16 protein-coding genes are annotated in these 19341 nt (G+C 40.6%); 15 read left to right on the top strand and 1 reads right to left on the bottom strand.

The annotated features are described in order from the left end of the window. Positions 1-79: 79 nt before the first annotated feature. The 11 genes from BZ167_RS06380 to BZ167_RS06330 all read left to right on the top strand — a co-directional run bounded on the left by BZ167_RS06380 (position 80) and on the right by BZ167_RS06330 (position 12287). Positions 80-3151, top strand: a complete 3072-nt coding sequence (locus BZ167_RS06380; protein ID WP_043858026.1) for a type 2 lanthipeptide synthetase LanM family protein — start codon at positions 80-82, stop codon at positions 3149-3151. Next, entirely contained in the window at positions 3148-5295 is a 2148-nt protein-coding gene (locus BZ167_RS06375; protein WP_060674412.1) for a peptidase domain-containing ABC transporter, read from the top strand. The genes BZ167_RS06380 and BZ167_RS06375 overlap by 4 nt, the downstream gene beginning before the upstream one ends. Positions 5296-5405: 110 nt before the next feature. Beyond that, complete coding sequence (locus BZ167_RS06370) at positions 5406-5708, top strand: hypothetical protein (RefSeq protein ID WP_043858024.1); 303 nt, start codon at positions 5406-5408, stop codon at positions 5706-5708. Between the two features lie 56 nt (positions 5709-5764). Beyond that, a complete protein-coding gene (locus tag BZ167_RS06365) occupies positions 5765-6685 on the top strand; it encodes an ABC transporter ATP-binding protein (protein ID WP_060674414.1) in 921 nt (306 codons plus the stop codon). Next, the gene (locus BZ167_RS06360) at positions 6682-7389 is read left to right on the top strand and encodes an ABC transporter permease (protein WP_043858022.1); all 708 of its coding nucleotides are present in this window, start codon (positions 6682-6684) and stop codon (positions 7387-7389) included. Before BZ167_RS06365 ends, BZ167_RS06360 begins: the two co-directional genes overlap by 4 nt. Before the next feature lies 1 nt (position 7390). Continuing rightward, positions 7391-8131 (top strand): ABC transporter permease, encoded by a 741-nt coding sequence (locus BZ167_RS06355; RefSeq protein WP_060674416.1) that lies wholly within the window; start codon positions 7391-7393, stop codon positions 8129-8131. A 51-nt stretch (positions 8132-8182) separates the two neighbouring features. Continuing rightward, on the top strand, positions 8183-8386 hold the full coding sequence (locus BZ167_RS06350) for a helix-turn-helix transcriptional regulator (RefSeq protein ID WP_043858253.1): 204 nt from the start codon (positions 8183-8185) through the stop codon (positions 8384-8386). A 24-nt stretch (positions 8387-8410) separates the two neighbouring features. After that, entirely contained in the window at positions 8411-9325 is a 915-nt protein-coding gene (locus tag BZ167_RS06345; protein WP_043858020.1) for an ABC transporter ATP-binding protein, read from the top strand. Then, the gene (locus BZ167_RS06340; protein WP_043858019.1) at positions 9322-10032 is read left to right on the top strand and encodes an ABC transporter permease; all 711 of its coding nucleotides are present in this window, start codon (positions 9322-9324) and stop codon (positions 10030-10032) included. The genes BZ167_RS06345 and BZ167_RS06340 overlap by 4 nt, the downstream gene beginning before the upstream one ends. A 1-nt stretch (position 10033) precedes the next feature. Continuing rightward, on the top strand, positions 10034-10798 hold the full coding sequence (locus tag BZ167_RS06335; protein WP_043858018.1) for an ABC transporter permease: 765 nt from the start codon (positions 10034-10036) through the stop codon (positions 10796-10798). A 94-nt stretch (positions 10799-10892) separates the two neighbouring features. Continuing rightward, positions 10893-12287 carry a S8 family peptidase gene (locus BZ167_RS06330; RefSeq protein WP_060674418.1) on the top strand — a complete coding sequence of 465 codons (1395 nt, stop codon included), beginning with the start codon at positions 10893-10895 and terminating at the stop codon, positions 12285-12287. A gap of 233 nt (positions 12288-12520) precedes the next feature. Here the strand turns inward: BZ167_RS06330 and BZ167_RS06325 are convergent, their stop codons facing one another. Beyond that, positions 12521-14998, bottom strand: coding sequence for a tetratricopeptide repeat protein (locus BZ167_RS06325; protein WP_061861216.1), 2478 nt, complete (start codon positions 14996-14998; stop codon positions 12521-12523). A gap of 200 nt (positions 14999-15198) precedes the next feature. Here BZ167_RS06325 and gutB point away from each other — a divergent pair, with 200 nt between their 5' ends. The 4 genes from gutB (at position 15199) to BZ167_RS06305 (ending at position 19324) form a co-directional block, all read left to right on the top strand. After that, a complete protein-coding gene (gutB, locus tag BZ167_RS06320; RefSeq protein ID WP_015416947.1) occupies positions 15199-16260 on the top strand; it encodes a sorbitol dehydrogenase in 1062 nt (353 codons plus the stop codon). Between the two features lie 73 nt (positions 16261-16333). Then, complete coding sequence (locus BZ167_RS06315; protein ID WP_015416948.1) at positions 16334-17710, top strand: MFS transporter; 1377 nt, start codon at positions 16334-16336, stop codon at positions 17708-17710. A 101-nt stretch (positions 17711-17811) separates the two neighbouring features. Then, entirely contained in the window at positions 17812-18774 is a 963-nt protein-coding gene (locus BZ167_RS06310; RefSeq protein WP_033574941.1) for a carbohydrate kinase family protein, read from the top strand. Between the two features lie 232 nt (positions 18775-19006). After that, positions 19007-19324: a YjdJ family protein gene (locus BZ167_RS06305; protein ID WP_015239299.1), complete on the top strand. Its 318-nt coding sequence runs from the start codon at positions 19007-19009 to the stop codon at positions 19322-19324. Positions 19325-19341: the final 17 nt, after the last annotated feature.

The raw sequence follows: 19341 nt of genomic DNA, 5'->3' as shown, positions 1-19341 counted from the left end.
TTTATGCGCGACCAGCCGTTTCTTTATCTATTGTAATCGGCTTTTTAGAATTTATACATAAAGGAATGGAGAGGTTTTCATGATTGAGGCTTTTAAACGTTCTGCTTACCTAAATGAACGAGAGACAGTTCGCAAAACTACAACACTAGATCATATAAAAGAATTGAGTGAATGGACTAATGCAATTCCACATGAGATGCTCGAGAAGCGGCTCGAAAAGGATCATTTGACCAGAGAGCAACTAATGTTGCACATAGAACAGAAGGATTCACCTTTTATAAAGAAGGAATTAAAGTGGATTGAGACTTTTGAAGAACTTATGGATACATATGAAACTTCCCCTTTAGATTACCTCAGTTTTCAGTCTTTAATTCACCCTTTTATCATATATGCTAAAAAACAAATTGAATGTCTTTTTAAAAAAGTCACCAGCAATTTAATTAATATTGAAACGGTCACTCAATCGATTACAGATGCCCTTTATGCGCGACTTCATATCATGGTGATGAAGTGTGTAATTCTAGAAGTAAATATAGCCAGAAAGATAGAGGTCTTGGAAGGGGATACAAGTGAAGAGCGGTTTCAATATTTTATGCGTCAATTCAATGAGGACTCTGAAATGAGGATGGAGTTTTTTGAAAACTATCCAGTACTATCTCGGTTAATGACTGAGAGCACGAAAAACTATTTAATTATAACGGAAGAGCTTATAGAACGTTTTTTATGTGATTATGAAAAAATTAAAGATAATTTTGAAGGTGAATTTACTCGTCTTGAAAGGATAAAAATGGATTTAGGAGATACTCATCAAAATGGGAGAACTGTAGCAATATTAGAGTTCGAATCTGGCGAAAAACTTGTTTATAAGCCTCGGCAAATTTTGATATACAAATGTTTTGAATCATTACTGGACTGGTTGAATGATAGAGGATTGAAGCATAAGCTCAAAGCAGCTAAAAGTCTTGATTGTCAAACATATGGATGGCAGGAATTTGTTCCTTTTAAGGAATGTATTCTAAAAGAGGAAATACGTCGGTTTTATTATCGACAAGGGGTATATACAGCCTTGTTTTATGTATTGGGTTCCTCTGATTTCCATGCTGAAAATATTATAGCAAATAGTGAATACCCAGTTCCTATAGATCTTGAAACTCTCTTTAGTCAGAATCTTGAAATGACGAAAAAACTAAATTTTCAAAGTCAATTAGCTGTTGAATTAAACGATTCAGTCTTTTCTACTCTCATGCTTCCACTTCCGTCACTTGAACATTCAATTATTGATTTCGATCTGAGTGCGCTTGGGGCAATAGAAAACCAGGTATCAGAAAAGATAAAAAGCATAAGGATAGAAGGAGAGGGAACAGATGAAATTAGAATAACGCGCGGGCCTGCAAAATCAGGGCAGTATCATAATAGACCAGTGCTTGAAGGTGAAACACTTTCGCCTTCCGATTATATCACTGACCTTGAGGAGGGATTTACAGACCTGTACCGTCTGTTTCTTAAACATAAAAATGAGTTTATTAGCGATGATGGGCCTCTACAACCATTTGGCAAAGCCCATGTCCGTCAGGTCTTTCGTCCAACTCATGTGTACAGTGAATTTTTGCAAAACAGTTTACATCCTGATTATGTTCAAAACGGTCTTGATCGAGTGCAATTGTTTGATATTCTTTGGCAAATTTATAAACAATCTTCTAAGTTTGAAGAATTGGTTATCTATGAAACAAAGGATCTGCTAAGACATGATATTCCTTATTTTTATTTTAAGTTAAACAGTAGAGATCTCTATGATAGTAATGGAAATCTTATACCAAACTTCTTTACGGAAACAGGACTTGAGGCTGTTTTTAAAAAGGTCAGCCAACTCAATAGAATTGACCTTGAAAAGCAAAAACAATATGTGAGATGGTCTCTTGTATCCATGTTAGGGGAAGTATGGAGATTCCCAGAAAAAGTGTTAACATTTCAAGAAAGGACGGAAGAATCTAGTAGTTCTTTTACTCAAGAAGCTCTTGAAATTGGCCGTCTATTAGTGGATAGAGCAATAACTGAGGAAAACATGGAAGTGAACTGGATAGGATTAAATTTGAATGATAAGGCAGGACTCAGTGTATCTGTAAAGGGCCCTGATTTGTACGATGGATTAATCGGATATGCAATGTTTTTGGCTTACTTATCCAAAGAAACAAACAATCAAGAATACGAAAAAATGAGTCGAGGTGCAATTCAAACTGTGATACGTAAAGTTGGTAACAAACCACTTAACGAATCTATTTCGGCTTTTAGCGGTGAAGGAGCACTTATTTACGGACTAGTTCATTTAGGGTTACTTTGGAATGATCAGGAATTAATTAAACAAGCAAAGGTTAGGTTACATTATGTTTGTGATATCGTAAGAAAAGAAAAAAGCCTTGATTTTTCAGGGGGACTTGCTGGTTTTATTGTACTTTGCCTAAATATCTTTAACGAAATTAGGGATTATGACTATTTGAATGTGGCTTTGCAAGCTGGAGATCAACTGATGATTAAGATGGATGACACTGCCAGAAAACCAGGACTTGCACATGGAATAGCAGGATACGCTTGGGCGCTTGGTTTGCTTGGTGAAGTATCTCAGGAAGAGAAATACCAAATTGAGGCTCAAAAACTGCTTGTATATGAAAATACTTTTTATGATGGAAGCACGGGCAATTGGGAAGAAAGTGAATCCAAGAAAAAAAGTGAACGAAAAAGGGTCTATTGGTGTCATGGGGCGCCTGGCATTGCTCTTTCGCGGATAATGTTAAAAGACATTATAAATTCTAAAGACATTAAAGAGGATATTGACGTGGCCTTAAAGACGCTGATTTCAGAAGGAGGAATAGAAAGCCATTGTCTATGCCATGGGACAATGGGGAATGTCGACATTCTATTGACAGCTGCCAAAGAGTTGAATGAAGAATTGTTTATGATACAGGCATTAGAATTAACCAAAATTGCACTGGATCAGAAAAAGGTGCATGGTTGGGTTCATGGCTTGGATCCTCGTGCGGAAATGGATGGTTTTATGCTAGGGAGAACGGGAATCGGATATTGTCTGCTCAGATTGAAAAATCCGAGTATTCCTTCTGTACTTGCTTTGCAGTTACCAAAAGGAGAAAACTTATGAAGAAGAGGTCTCCTTTTAAAACACGTAGCCGCATTCCGTTTATAGAGCAAATGCAACAGACAGAATGTGCCCTTTGTTGTATGGCTATGATAGCGAGTTACTATAAAAATGATTTGTCCATGTACGAGCTTCGTGAGCGGCTGGGGAACGGTCGCGATGGTACAACCTTGTTGCATTTGAGGAATATGGCAAAACAATTAAAATTCGAAACTAAAACCTATAAAGCTGATACTAAACAATTAAGGAATCTCGTTTTGCCCGCTATACTTTACTGGGATAACAACCATTTCGTTATCCTTGAAAAAATCACCTCACATGCTTTAATTATCGTTGATCCTGGTTCTGGGAGAAAGAAGGTCAAGGAAAAGGATTTTACAGAAAAATATTCTGGATATGCGCTTACTTTGTATCCAGGTAATGGTTTTGAGCAACGGAAAAGAAAAAATATTTGGACATCTTTTTCTTTTTTAGTAACGAATCGGCCTAAAATCTTCAGCGCCATTCTGTTTCTTACGTTTCTTCTTCAACTGTTTACAGTGGCGATGCCTGTTTTAATTCAGTTTGTAATTGATCGCATTATTGTACCTGACTACAGGGAACTGCTTAATGCATTTTTGATAGGAATTTGTGGAATAATCTTGTTCCATTCCTTATTTTCTTTCATACGAGGTAAAATTCTCATTAACCTTCATAATGTATTAGATTACGATATACAGTCAAGATTTTTCAAACACCTACTCAAACTGCCATATCAATTCTTTTTATTGCGCTCCTTTGGAGATTTACTTTTTAGGGCAAACAGTATGAAGGTGATACGTGATCAGATTGTCAATCAGGTTGTTAAAGGTCTTTTAGATTCTGCTGTCATACTGGTGATCTTGCTGTATATGCTTATACAATCGCCATTATTGGCTGTTATTGTTTTCTTAATAGGCACTTCTAATGTATTGCTGATTGCGCTTAGCCAACGATACATTTCGGAAGCCAATCAGATGGAAATTAAAGGGCACACCGAAGTTCAGGGAGCCCAGACGGAAATGTTATATGGTATTTTCGGAGTTAAGACATCTGGTGTCGAGAAAATGATTTACGATAGATGGCTTTATCGTTTCAAAAATTTATTGTGTGCATATCGTAAAAAGGAAAATGTATTAAATTATGTAAATACAGCTAGCAGTACATTACAATTAATGGCTCCACTTATCATTTTGTGGGTTGGGGCACATCAAGTATTTACAGGAAGTATCACACTAGGAATGTTGGTTGCTTTCCATTCAATTTCAACCCAATTTTTTATGCTAAGCGGTAATATTGTTCAGACCATCAATTCTTTCATTTTGACTACTTCTTATTTAAAGAGAGTTGGGGATGTACTCGACGCTCCCACAGAATCAAGAGAAGACAAGATGAAGAAGACGCTAAATGGTGATATTCAATTGAAGAATGTCACTTTTGCTTATTCTAAATATAGTGAAAATGTAATAAATAATGTTTCCCTCAATATAAAAAAAGGGCAGAAAGTTGCTCTTGTAGGACAGTCAGGGGCAGGAAAGACGACAATAGCCAACATGATTATCGGGTTGTTTAGTCCGACTGATGGAGAAATCTATTATGATGGCATTAGTATTAATGAACTTGATCTGGGCCATCTTCGCCGTCAAATTGGTACAGTGCCGCAAAACGTAATGCTCTTTAATAGAAGCATTTATGATAATATTACTCTCCATAATCCTGAAGCGACGCCAGAGCAAGTAATTGAAGCTGCGAAGGCAGCTCAAATTCATGACGAGATTATGAATATGCCAATGCAGTATCATACGATGGTGTCGGAGATGGGGATGAACATATCGGGTGGACAACGGCAAAGAATTGCTCTTGCGAAGGCCCTTCTTGGGAAGCCATCAATTTTAGTTTTAGATGAAGCGACTAGTTCGTTAGATCACTTGAATGAGTCAAAAATTGACGCGTATCTGTCGGGTATAAATTGCACCAGAGTAGTAATTGCGCATAGGTTAACAACGGTGATGAATTGTGACTTAATTGTTGTTGTAGATAAAGGAAGAATCATTGAATCAGGTAGCCATCATGAATTGTTGCGAATTTCGAGTTTCTATAGCCAATTTTATAAAGAAATGATTTCTTGAAACGCTTCTTGATAAACAAGAAGCGTTTTCGGTTTGTAAAGTAGGCTTTACAAATAGTAAAATAAACGTTACAATTTAACTGAAATATCTAATTACGGAGGTTGATCACAATGAGTATTGAAGAAATTGCGAAATACGGAAATAGTATAGGAGGGGTAATTGTTCTCCTGTGTGTTGCAATTATTTGGGTAGTTTCGAAGCAGATGGGAAAGGATGAACGTTCAAACGCAATTTTCCTCAGAGTGTACTGCTTTATGTTTTATGTGCTGGCCGGACTTATTTTACTGAGTATTTTCTTTGAAATCGGTGAAGGTATCAGTGGTCAGGTGTACCAAGAGTTGACAGTTTTAATGTTTGCTCTAAGCACATTGTTTGGAACCATCTATCTGTTCATTTTGAAAAAAAAGTTCTGAATATGTTTTGTTTGTAAAACGATGGGTCAAAAATTCAGGCAAGGGACTGGTTAAATTTGGGTAGAAATCGATATATTGTAGAGACACATGGTTTAACGAAAACATATAGAGGAACAGATGTAGTTAAATCGTTGAATTTGAAACTTCGTGAGGGAGAAATTTATGGATTTCTTGGTCCCAATGGGGCAGGAAAAACGACGACAATTCGTATGTTGCTCGGACTCATCAATCCGTCAAAAGGGGAAACGAGAATATTTGGGAAGGAATTGAAAAATAATCGGCTTGAAATTTTACAAAGTGTCGGTTCACTTGTGGAATCGCCCTCCTATTATCCACATCTCACAGGCGAGGAAAATCTAGAGACTGTAAGAAGGATATTGAATATTCCTAAAAAAAATATAACTGATGTTCTCGAACTGGTTAGATTAACAAAAATGGCAGACAGGAAAGTCGGTGAATATTCATTAGGGATGAAGCAGCGCCTTGGAATAGCGGCTGCCCTGCTTGGAAATCCAAAGCTTGTAATTCTCGATGAGCCAACAAATGGACTTGATCCAGCTGGTATTCTTGAAATACGGAAACTGATCCTCAAACTGCCGTCTGAATATGGCATCACCGTTATGATCTCCTCACATTTGCTATCGGAGATAGAGCAGGTAGCCACTCAAGTAGGTATCATTGCCAATGGAGAGATGCTGTTTCAGGACGATATTGCAACCCTGCGTTCAAGGGCTGATACTAAGATTGTATTTTCGACAAGTGACTCGGATAAGGCGTTGAAAGTATTTTTAAAAGAAGGAGTAGAGGCAATCAAAACACAGCATGGTCTAATGATTGAAGAAAGAACGGATAAGGAAATTTCAGAACTTGCTAAAAAACTTGTTCATAATGAGATAGATATCTTTCGAATATCTGACGAAGCGAAGTCACTTGAAGATATTTTTCTTGAAATGACAAGAGGGGGAGAGACCTTGTGATCGCTAAATTGCTAAAATCAGAAATACTGAAAATTAGGAATCTGACATGGCTCATAGTCATCTTAGGCCCTCTTGGAGTAGTTGTGATGCAAGCAGCCAATTACACGATGCGATTTGATTATCTTATGTCTAAAAGCTCTGATAAATGGATGTTTCTATTAGAAAATATTCATTCTTACTGGCCCTCAGCACTCCTATTAGAGATTACAATTGTAAACTCTCTTTTGGCAGGTATAGAACACCATGGTGGGATGTGGAAGAAGATCTTTTCGCTTCCTGTTTCACATTGGAAAGTATATCAGTCTAAGGTAATTATAATTGTTACCATGTTGATAATATCGACAGTAATACTTGCAGGAGGGACCTTTCTGCTTGGAAAGTTGATCGGGTTTCACGAAACTTTTCCATTTGGGAGTACACTGAAAATGAGCTTTTATACATTTATTGCCGCTCTTCCTTTTGTATTTATGCAGTTTTGGCTGTCCATAAATTACCGGAACCAAGGGATTGCTTTAACAATTGGTATTGCAAGTGCCGTGTTTATCATGTATGCTCAGGGATTGCCTGATTGGATGCCATGGAAATGGCCAATGTTAATAGAGGGGATTGGAGAAAGTATCCTTTCAGTAATTAAAGGTTTGGTCTTCGGGCTGTTTTTATACTCAATTATTATGGTATCTCTGTCACGAAAGGATGTGGCTTAATTTGTTCTTTCAATTATTAGACACAGAGTGGCTGAAGTTAAAACATTCGAAGATCTGGTTTATTGTGCTAGCTAGTCCTGTTCTAGCTGCAATTATTGGTTTTTTTCCGGTTTTTAAAATTGGAACAAATGAATGGCTCACACTTTGCACTCAAATGATCCTAGCACACAGTGCGTTGTTTTTACCCTTATTGACGGGTGTTCTTGCTGCACTGATATGTAGTAACGAGCATGCCTATGGAGGGTGGAAGCAGTTGTTAGCACTTCCGGTAAAGCGTATTCAAGTATATGTGGCTAAATATGTAATAGTTATGTTCATGCTTTTGTGGACTCAGATCTTTTTCATTATCAGTGTTTGGTTTGTCGGAACAGTAAAAGGATTTAGTTCGCCGTTTCCTTGGAATGGTGTTATTATGAGCGCTCTTATGGGATGGGTGTCATGCTTTCCATTAGCTGCTCTTCAATTTTGGTTGGCAACATATTTTAGGAGTTTTGCGGGTCCTAGTACTGTCAATGTAATGTTAACATTGCCGGCCATTATCATTGCTAATTCAAAGTTTATGGGTCCGCTTTATCCATGGGCTCATCCAATGCTCAGCATGACACAGGCATTCTCGGCTGCCATAGGAGGGAATGCGGGCTTTTTAGAAAATGAACCTACTTTTTATGTAACGCTGATCGTAAGTTTCATTTTATTTTTCTTCGGCGGAGCTTTATATTTCCATAAGAAGCAATGGACATAGTTATGCAAACAATGGAGGATTGTTATGCAAAAAAATAAACAATCGAAAAAGTTGACGAATCGACTCCCTGAGTGGCGGGCACGTACTAAGTTGACGCAGCAGCAACTAGCGGAGAAAACTGGGGTTAGTAGACAAACGATTATCTCAATAGAAAAAATGAAATACACCCCTTCACTAGCACTCGCATTCGAAATTGCCCAAGCACTTAGTTGTTCGATAGATGACGTGTTCCAATATAATGAGGAAAATGAATAGAAAATTAGAAAGGAGAGAATATTTTTGATTATTGAAACGAAAGGTGTGACAAAGAGTTACAATCGCGTTGATGTCGTACATGAAGTTGATATGATGGTACCTGAAGGTGAAATATATGGGTTCCTTGGACCGAATGGTTCTGGAAAGACGACGATGATGCGGATGCTGCTTGGCTTGGTTCGACCGAATAGAGGGGTTATCCGTATGTTTGGAAAAAAGATGCCTGAAGATCGAATTTCCATATTAGCCAAAACAGGTGCCTTAATTGAGAAGCCTGCCTACTATGAACATCTGGATGGACGAGATAATTTAAGGGTATTAGCAGCACTGCGCGGTATCAATGATAATAAAACAATTGATCGGGCGCTAGAGAGGGTTAACCTCCATAGAGTCGGGAGAAAAAAAGTCAAATCATATTCGCTTGGCATGAAGCAGCGGCTTGGTATTGCAAGCGCCATGTTGCATAATCCTAGGATTCTTCTACTTGATGAACCAACGAATGGTTTAGATCCAGAAGGAATATTTGAGATTCGTGAACTAATTCGAAATTTGTCTGAAAAAGAAGGAGTTACTGTTCTTATATCTAGCCATCTGCTTGGAGAGATTGAGCATGCTGCTAGTCGGATAGGGATCATTTACAATGGAAATCTATTGTACCAAGGAAAAATGAATGAACTGCTTACACATCAAAAAATGGGTTCTTTTATTATCGAGTCAAACATGATCGAGCTAATCATCAATGCTCTGCAAGCATATGATATTCAAACTAGTTTAGACGGTGAAGGGAAGGTGCAAGTGCGGGGATCAGAAGCAGATAGAGATAGAATAAAAAAAATCTTGGTAGAGAAGGGATTAACCGATTTCCATATATATGATTCGATGAGGACTCTGGAAGAAGCCTACTTAGAATTAATCCGTTCACAAAAGGTGTCAGTATGAAAAACATCATTAAAGCTGAGTGGCGGAAAAAGAGATCGACTGTTTTTCTAATACCATTGTTAGTCGGATCATTACTGATTTTTGCAATCTGCGGTTCTATAATGCTTTCCTTGACAAAAAACGGACAATCAATTGATCGAGCATTTGAGGTGCTTTATGAGCTTTGTGTAACAAATTGGAACTATCTTGTCATTCTTGTTGTCATTACATTCTCATTGCTTGCTACTGAAATGGAGCATAGATTGGGTATGTGGCCGACTTTGCTTACTACGCCACATTCAAAGTGGAAACACTTTTTTGTGAAAGTAATTACTGCGGTTGGGTTTATACAGCTATTTGGACTATGTGTTTGTCTTTATTTAAGCGGTTTGGGCTTCTTATACGGAAAGTCTTTTTTTGAATATATAAAAATATCTTTGGAATTATTATATTTGCCCTTTCTTCTTGCAATCCCATTTGTAATCACCCAGACGCTTATATCGATTATAATAGTAAATCCTTATATCTCTGTAGGTATCGGCATGGCGGTTTTCCTTTTTCATGCTATGCTGCCTTATTGGTGGCTTCCTTGGGGAGCACTTGCTTACATGCAATCCAATACCAGAATAATAGAAGTTTTTCCGTTACTCATTTCGTTGTCATTGGGATATGGTGTATTATCCATTTTTGTTTTTTGCCGAAAAATGTTTTCTTCTGGGGGGGAGTGAATTGGTAGGTTTCCAACAGGTTTTTTTTGCGGAGTGGATTAAAATCAAAAAAAAGAAAAGTTTGCTTCTCATTATTATTTTGGTTGCACTTCCAGTTATATACGGATGGATTATTCATACAAAAGTCATGATTGAAACATATGGTTATGACGAAGGGAATTCCTGGAAGGTGCTAATCATGATGACTCAAATGTTTTATGGAACAGTTTTCTTTCCGATTATTATTTCTCTTGTAACGGGAACTCTAACTGGATATGAACAGCGAGCTAATAGTTGGGAGCATTTGCTGATGACTCCCGTAAAAGGGGTACTATTCTTTTTCAGCAAAATGGCTTGGGCTGGCATTATCATTCTGTCTACACAATTGCTTATGATAGGGTTACTGATCGTTCTTGGCTATACAGCAGGCTATACAGATAAGTTACCAATGGATATATTCTTATTCACAGTACTTTTTGGAACTGTGGGAGGAATAAGCCTTGGGACACTTTTATTTTATTTTTATTTACGAATGAAATCTATCAGACAGTCACTGTTGATCAGTATTTTTTTGAGTTTTCCTTCTTTTCTGGCATTTTCGAATAGTTCGGGATCCTGGATTCCTATGTTATATCCATGGGCTCTTCCTCTTTATGGAATGACGAATGTATACGCTGATTGGGGGAGGGTGGGTATATTTATCATTGTTTGCGTAACAATGACCATTGTTTTCTCACTTCTTAGTGTTAGGTTACTGAATCGAAAAGTTATAGACTTGAAAAATTGAAAAAAAATCTAAGATGATGAATAGCTTACTGAACCTCTAGGAAATTTTCACATCATGAAGAGATGAATAGTAGGCTTCGGGGGGAATATTCGCATTGAACCGAGTTTATATTTTAATGTTACTGCTTCTAGGATGTGTCTTAGTTATACCACATCATGCTTTAGCTGAGGACAATCGACTGAACACATACACGGTTTTTTTAAAGAGTCCCACTTATGAAAAAAACTGGATCAAAGCACTTGAGAGAAAGGGGATAAAACTTGAATACGACGTCGAAGAAATAGGTCTGTATGAGGTGAAAGCGGAACGTGAAAAATTTGAGGCTTTGATGGCTGATATAAATTATGTAGATAGTTACAATGAAGCTGTTTCAATAAAGCCGGCTGAGCTCACTAGGATTAGCAAAGAGAACTTTACGGACCAAGATGAAGATAATTCTTTGTGGGAATATCAGTGGGATATGAAAAAGGCAACAAATAATGGCAGAACATATGAAATTACTAAAGGGAGTAAGAAAACGGTTGTTGGCATAATTGACTCTGGCATTGATAAGAACCATCCCGATTTAAAAGATAATGTTCTTTCGGTCAGCAATTTTGTGCCGAAAGGAGGATTAAGAGGACAGGAACCATATGAAAATGGTGAGATTAATAACTCTACAGATTATCTGGGACATGGAACATTTGTAGCCGGACAAATAGCTGCTAATGGACAGATGAAAGGAATCGCACCGGAAACAGGGATCAGATCATATAGAGTATTTGGTGGAAAAAGCGCTGATACAGTTTGGATTATTAATGCTATCATTCAGGCTGCAAAGGATGACGTTGATGTTATCAATATCAGTCTAGGTACTTTCCTTGTTAATAGTAAAGGAAAAAATAATGGAAAACCAGTTACGGATGATTTGGCTGAAATCAAAGCTTTCAGAAAAGCGGTGGCTTTTGCTCATAGAAAGGGAAGTGCTGTAGTAGCTTCGATAGGTAATGAAGGACTTAATTTAAAGGATAAAAAAGCTGTATATGATTATTGGAAAAATAACATAAATCAAGAAGGGCGTTTTATGAATGCCAAAGTAATTTTAATTCCAGCTCAACTCCCAAATGTAGTGACTGTAGCCTCTGTTGGTCCAAATGGAAACAGATCGGTTTTTTCTAACTATGGTAAAAATATTGCTGATATTGCTGCTGATGGAGGGGATCATCGTATTTTGAATGAAGTTGGAGCCGAGAAGTATTATCAAGAAGGACTGTTTAGACAAGAATATATCCTAGGAGCGGCTCCGGGAAGCTCATACACTTTTTCGGTAGGGACTTCGATAGCAGCCCCGAAAATCTCTGGCGCTTTGGCTCTTTTAATCGACCAGCGCTATTTACATGATAAACCAGATAAAGGAATTCGAATTTTACTTAAAAACGCTGATAAATACGATTCCAATGACTATATTGGTAAGGGTGTATTGAATATTTATAAGGCATTAATTGATTAGATGTTAACATTAGAAATGTAATAGGATATCATTAATAAGCTAATAAATCTGTAATTAGGTAACAATCAAACTTTTAATTATACAAGAGTTTGATTGTTACTTTGGTCCTTTGTATAGTATCCAAGATGAAATTACGCTCTACACTGCCTGTCGAAAAATAGGCTACACGTATAAGAGGAATAGTACTAGCCCGTGTTAAACTCACTTATACAATCTATTACATTATAGGTAATTTATATCAATTTTTTAAATCGCTCCACCTCACCCCGAATCCCAATCCCAGGCTCCCACGAATCAATCAAACGCATCGCCTTCTGATTCGATTCCATCGCTTTCTTATTTTCTCCTTTACGATACAAGAGCTGTGCCATTCCGTAATAATAGTAGATGAGTTCAACTTGATTGGCGTTATGTTTGTCATAGAGCATTTGTTCAAAGGCTTTTTCCGCTTTTTCAAGCTGATCACACTTCACGTAAGCCATGCCGAGGTTGAAATAGGCTTCTATCGTTTTTTCGCCGCCGTATGCAGCGCTGGTTGTGTTTGCCGCTTCGTATAATGTGATGGCTTCTTCGTAGTGAGAGCGGGCGAAACTCAGGTCGCCGCGGACCAGAAGAACCCTGTGCCGGATAATGGGCGAGACGGGCTGATCTTTGATGCCGTCCAGCATTGCTGCCGCTTTGTCCGGTTCTCCGATTTTTAACAGCAGCCTCGATTGCAGGGCGGTTCCCCATACTTTCAAGTCGTCGTGATCCGGCGCGCCTGATTGTTCGAGTATCTTCAGGCCGGCTTCTATTTGCCTGAGAGCTCCGTCTGAATCATTGACTTCCATCAGCGCCCAGCCTGCCGTGTCGATCCGAAAGTAAGCTTCCCGCGTGTGTTCGCCTGATTGACGGGCGGCATCGGCGGCTTTTAATCCGTATTCGATTCGCAGAGGCAGGTTGATTCTGCTTAGAAAATGGCTGATGCGGATGATGAGTTTAATCAGGATGTCATGTTGTCCGGTTTCGCCCGACCATTCGATGACCTTTAGGATGTTCGGCCATTCCTTTTTCATTAGCTCTAAATTCCGTCCCAGCAGATAGCTCCAATAGACGGAATTCGGCTTTTCCCGTTTTATATGGGTTTCCGCATAATCCATATAATAATGCGCCCAGCGGCTTCGGGCTTCTTTTGCAAAATCATGATTTTCAGATAAGTGCTGTTCTCCGTAAGCGACAACGGTTTGATGGGCTGCGTATTGAATTCTTCCTGCGCTTCGTTCCGGCTGTATTAAAGCATATGACCGCATTTGCTCAATCGCGTAATGAAACCGCCGGACGTCTAATCCGGCCGCTTGAGCCAAGCTTTTTTCATCAGGGGGCTTAGCGAAAAAGCAAAGCGTCTGCCATAGTTTTCGTGTGTCTTCATGACATCTGTCCCATGTGCGGCCAAAGAGAACCTCAAACAATTCCAATAATGAGTAGCCCGCTTGTTTAAGTTCTTGAATGAGCTGCGGAGCGGGGATGTCGTCGTCTGACATGTAAGCGATGCTCAGTGCCATGGCCTTCGGGTTGCCGGCGGCTGCTAAGATGAATTCATTTTTAAGGTCAGGCGATAGCTCCAACAGCTGCTCCAGCTTTTCCCGTTTTTGCGGGAGGTTGCATGTTTGCAGACAGCGGTGCACTTCTTGATGGAAAAATTCAAGGGCATCCGTTTGTTCAAGGCCGCTCAGCTGGATGGCCGCCAGTTCCCCGAGGCCGTCCCGGTATGTCTGTTTTACGTTTTCCCGTGCGGTAAGGAGGACTTTTACGCCTTGCGGAAGGCCGATGATAAATTCGTGAATGTCACGTTCCGCTGTATCGATGCTGTCAACGATCAGCAATACCGGTTTTTTATTTGAATGAGCGGCTAATGCATTGCGGACGACGAACCGTTTTTCGTTGATTGATTTATCGATTTGTTCGGTGCGTCCGAGCTGATAGGCGATCGTGTTTAAAAAATCGCTGAAGCTCAATCCTTTCCAGTCAGCGCTGATCCAGATGATGCTGTTGAATGCTGGCCAGTCTGGTGAACTGCCGGCACAAAGGTAGGCTGCTTCAAGAGCGATCGTTGTTTTCCCCATGCCGGCCCAGCCTGTGATTAAACAGACCGGTGACGGAGACAGCATCCATTGCCGGATCGCCTCTATATCAAAGTCGCGGCCGATAAAGTTTCCCGTCCGGCGTGACGGTAAGTTATGCGTGACGGAGTTTCTTGTAAGCGCATTCGTTTCGTGGCTTGGTCTGTCATGAAACAGCCGCTTTACTGCTTTTTCAACATCGTCATCACTCGGCGCTCCGAATGATCCGTCTTTCCGGAGTATTTTTGCTTTTTTTAGACAAGACGCCGTCCAAACGGGCAATGCGGGTTTGATGACGGGAATGGTGGTGGTTTCCAGAAGATCGGTCAGCCATTCAGAATCCATATCAGTCTTTTCTATAATGATCCAGATCATGCCGAACAGCTTTCCGTCGTCAATTCGTCCGGGAATGTAGTTTCCGCCCATCTGTCCGATCCAGCTTTTGATCGTGTTAGAGGAAACGCCTAATCGGAGTGCGATTTGATCTATATAAGACTGTCCTGTTTTTTCGTTCTTTTTCCTTCTGACTTTATAATCAGGATGAAGTTTCAGCGATTTGACGGCAGGTGCCAGCAGTTCTGCAAAATGTGTCCGGTTTTCAAGTTCAGCCATTAGCCTGCACCTCCTATTAGTACTATTTTATCAATTCAGTGTTTTTTGTATATGAAAAAATAAAAAGTACAGTGCGGCTGTCCTTTTATACAGCAGGAAAGGCTGTTGAACGTATGGAAAAGCAGATAAAATAGGGACAGTAATAGAGAAAACAAAAATGTATGCACTTACATTTCAGAGCAGAGAAAGGATTTTGCCAAATGACTCACACAGTGCCTCAAAACATGAAAGCGGCGGTTATGCACAACACGAGAGAAATCAAAATCGAAACATTGCCCGTGCCTGACATCAATCATGATGAAGTGTTGATTAAGGTGATGGCTGTCGGAATTTGCGGATCTGATCTGCATTACTATACAAATGGCAGAATAGGCAATTATGTAGTGGAAAAACCATTTATCCTCGGTCATGAATGTGCGGGAGAAATTGCCGCCGTCGGATCGTCTGTCGATCAATTCAAGGTGGGAGACTGTGTCGCCGTCGAACCCGGTGTCACATGCGGACGCTGTGAGGCGTGTAAGGAAGGGCGTTATAACCTTTGCCCGGATGTACAGTTTTTGGCGACACCGCCGGTTGACGGCGCGTTTGTCCAATATATCAAAATGCGCCAGGACTTTGTTTTCTCGATTCCGGATTCACTATCCTATGAAGATGCGGCTTTGATTGAACCGTTTTCTGTCGGCATTCATGCGGCCGCGAGAACGAAGCTTCAGCCCGGTTCAACAGTTGCGATCATGGGAATGGGTCCTGTGGGGCTGATGGCCGTTGCGGCAGCGAAAGCATACGGGGCAGGCACAATCATTGTGACCGACTTGGAGCTGCTGCGGTTAGATGCCGCGAAAAAAATGGGAGCGACGCATGTCATTAATGTACGGGAACAGGACGCCGGTGAAGAAATCAAAACGATCACGAATGGCAGAGGCGTTGATGCTGCCTGGGAAACAGCGGGGAATCCGGCGGCATTGCAATCCGCACTGGCTTCCGTGCGCCGGGGCGGAAAACTGGCGATTGTCGGTTTGCCTTCTCAGAACGAGATTCCGCTCAATGTGCCGTTTATTGCAGATAACGAGATTGATATATACGGAATCTTCCGTTATGCGAATACGTATCCGAAGGGAATTGAATTTCTCGCTTCCGGCATAGTGGACACGAAGCATCTTGTAACGGACCAATATCCGCTGGAGCAGACGCAAGAGGCGATGGAACGGGCCTTTCAATACAAAAATGAATGCTTAAAAGTGATGGTGTATCCAAATCGCTGAGTGAACGGGGAGGATCTTTGCATTCTCCCTCTTGCTTATCAAAAATGAAAACGGATTCTTGGGGTGGGAAATGATGATTGAAACAGAAAAAGCAGCGGCAGTAAAGACGAAATATCGCGGCCTGTCCTGGATGGAACGGATCGGCTACGGATTCGGCGATATGTCGTACAATATTATCTTTCAGTTTGTAAACGCATACTTATTATTCTACTATACAGACGTCGGCGGCATTAAGCCTGCGGTCATCGCAGCTTTGTTTCTTATCGTAAGGGTGCTGGACGCTGTTTTTGACCCGATTATGGGCGTGATTTTAGACAAGACGAATACAAGATGGGGAAAGGCAAGGCCGTATCTTTTGTGGGTGGCGTTTCCTTTTGCGCTATTTACGTTCTTATGCTTCACGACCCCTCATTTCGGCGAGACGGGGAATATGGTTTATGCGTACATCACTTATATTCTGCTTGGGATGTCCTTCAGCATGCAGACGATTCCGGTCAACAGCTTAACGGGGCGGATGACGAATTCCGTGGAGGAACGGACGGTTCTGACGACGACCCGGATGATTTTGGTTTATATCGGAATTCTGTTATCGATTTCCTGTGCGACACCGCTTGCGGACGCCATCGGCGGGAAAGATCAGGCGTTTGGATTTCAGATGACGGCGCTCATCTATGCGGCTGTCAGCATCGTTTTGAATCTATTTAGTTTCTTTACTGTGCGGGAACGGATTCAGCCTGAAAAAAGAAAAAAACAAGGAGTGAAAAAGACGTTGTCTGTTTTGTTCCGAAACAAGCCTTTGCTCATTTTGGTTTCTGCATTTTTGGCGTTTGCGATTGGGTTTAACATTAAGCTCAGTACGATGGTGTACTATTTTACGTATAACGTCAGCCATAAGGAATTTGTGTTTTTAGGAACTGTATTATTTTTCGGCGCGGCGCTGATCAGCAATCTGTTTATTCCTTTCTTTTCTGAGAAGCGGGGCCGGAAGCAGGTTATGATCATCACGGCGGCGCTATCGCTGATTTCTTATGCGGGCCTTCAGTTTACATCGTATTCTTCGCTGCCGCTTATTTTCTTTTGGCTTTTCGTTTCGGGATTTTTCACAACGCCTTTAAATACGCTTGCTTGGGGAATGGTTGCCGATTGTGTCGATTATGCGGAATGGAAAACCGGAGTCCGGGCTGATGGCGTGGTGATTTCGAGTATGAGTTTCATCAATAAGCTCGGAGTTGCGTTAGCCGGGTCATTTTCGGCCGTTTATCTCGGAATCGCCGGATATGCCGCGAATACCGATCAGACGGCCTCGTCATTGAATGCGATTAAAAATATGAATGCGCTCATTCCGGGATTGTTCATTCTGCTGTCTATTATTCTTATTTCTTTTTATCCTTTAACTGAAAAAAAATATCAGCAGATGATGTCTGATCTGGAGCAAAGAGCTGCAAGATAAGTATACGTAAAATTTAAAATATTCTATGTAAACGGTTGTATTTATGACAGAAAGCACTATACTGAAACTATAATCGAGAATTGATAAATGAGTGTGATAATGTGGGAAGCCAATCTGTTATTTGTATTGGGGAATTGTTAATTGATTTCTTTTGTACCGATGTGGATGTTGATTTGACGGAAGGGCGCAATTTCTTAAAAAGTGCCGGCGGCGCACCGGCGAATGTGTCGGCAGCGATTGCTAAGCTGGGCGGAGACGCGGCTTTCAGCGGAAAAACAGGCAAAGATCCGTTCGGGTATTTTCTGAAGCAGACATTGGATGCCGCACATGTCGATACCTCTATGCTCGTCATGGATGAGAAAGCGCCTACAACGCTTGCGTTTGTTTCATTAAAACAAAATGGGGAGCGCGACTTTGTGTTTAACAGAGGAGCGGACGCTTTGTTAACTCTGGATGATATTGATCTGGAAAAGGTAAACGATGCGAAAATCCTTCATTTCGGATCAGCGACGGCATTGTTATCTGATCCGTTTTGCTCAGCCTATTTACGGCTGATGTCGATTGCGAAAGACAATGGACAGTTTATTTCCTTCGATCCTAACTACCGTGAGGATTTATGGAAAGGAAGAGTTTCAGAGTTTATAAACACCGCAAAAAAAGCCGTTGCCGTAAGTGATTTTGTGAAAGTCAGTGACGAAGAGCTTGAGATCATCAGCGGTGCGAAGGATCATAAAGAAGGTGTTGCGGTTCTTCATGAGCTCGGGGCCGGTATTGTGGCGGTGACACTCGGGAAAAGCGGGACCCTTCTTTCAAATGGGAAGGATATTGACATCATTCCGAGCATTCCGGTGACATCAATAGACTCAACGGGAGCGGGAGATGCGTTTGTCGGCGCGGCGCTGTTTCAACTGGCGCGCACGGATGAGATTCAGACGGCAGCCGAAGATTTTGCGAAGCTGCGTGATATTGTCTCATTTGCCAATAAGGTGGGGGCGCTCGTGTGCACCAAAATCGGTGCGATCGATGCTCTGCCGAGTTTAAAAGAGGTTGAAGTATCACTGTAAAGTATGGAGGATGTTTCTTGAAAGTCATCGGACTTCGGGAAGCATCCTCTTTATTTAGGTCTGAAACTCTTTACGATATACGGTATACTTTAGAAAGGCATCCAGTAAATTGAACCGATGTGAAGTACATACAATCACGTTTTTATCAGTTCTGAGTAAAACCAAGTTTCTGCTGCTGCCGTCATGTATAGTATGACGGCCTATGATATTGAACCGCGGAGGAATGTTTTTCATGAAACATGTTTTTCTTATTGTGCAATGCGCGTTTTCTGTTTTTTGTTTTCTTTGTCTCGCCGCTGTCAATTGGTATCAGGGGAGTGAGCTTGTTTCTGATTCGTTTGATTGGAATGATACGGCGAAATTTTCAAAGCTTTTGAATGGGACGGATACGATTACAAGTCCTGAACAGATTTCGCAGCTTGATTTCTTTGTGTATGCGGCGAAACATTATCCGTTAGTGAGCGGGTTGATGATCGGGCTGTTTGTTTATTTTTTGTTCTCACTGTATCTGGTCATAAAGAATTTCCGCCGGCACAAATGGGCTGAATGAGACTATTTTCATATAAA

Source organism: Bacillus sp. 275, assembly GCF_001999205.1.
Lineage (GTDB): Bacteria > Bacillota > Bacilli > Bacillales > Bacillaceae > Bacillus > Bacillus velezensis.
Note: the sequence above shows the minus strand (reverse complement) of the source record. Positions and strands in the feature narration are given on the sequence as shown.

What these genes read in the sequence shown, in the direction of transcription:
- BZ167_RS06340 (WP_043858019.1), top strand. Translation starts at nt 9,322, where the DNA reads ATGAAAAACATCATTAAAGCTGAGTGGCGGAAAAAGAGATCGACTGTT.
- BZ167_RS06315 (WP_015416948.1), top strand. Translation starts at nt 16,334, where the DNA reads ATGATTGAAACAGAAAAAGCAGCGGCAGTAAAGACGAAATATCGCGGC.
- BZ167_RS06325 (WP_061861216.1), bottom strand. Translation starts at nt 14,998, where the DNA reads ATGGCTGAACTTGAAAACCGGACACATTTTGCAGAACTGCTGGCACCT.
- BZ167_RS06375 (WP_060674412.1), top strand. Translation starts at nt 3,148, where the DNA reads ATGAAGAAGAGGTCTCCTTTTAAAACACGTAGCCGCATTCCGTTTATA.
- BZ167_RS06370 (WP_043858024.1), top strand. Translation starts at nt 5,406, where the DNA reads ATGAGTATTGAAGAAATTGCGAAATACGGAAATAGTATAGGAGGGGTA.
- gutB (WP_015416947.1), top strand. Translation starts at nt 15,199, where the DNA reads ATGACTCACACAGTGCCTCAAAACATGAAAGCGGCGGTTATGCACAAC.
- BZ167_RS06380 (WP_043858026.1), top strand. Translation starts at nt 80, where the DNA reads ATGATTGAGGCTTTTAAACGTTCTGCTTACCTAAATGAACGAGAGACA.
- BZ167_RS06305 (WP_015239299.1), top strand. Translation starts at nt 19,007, where the DNA reads ATGAAACATGTTTTTCTTATTGTGCAATGCGCGTTTTCTGTTTTTTGT.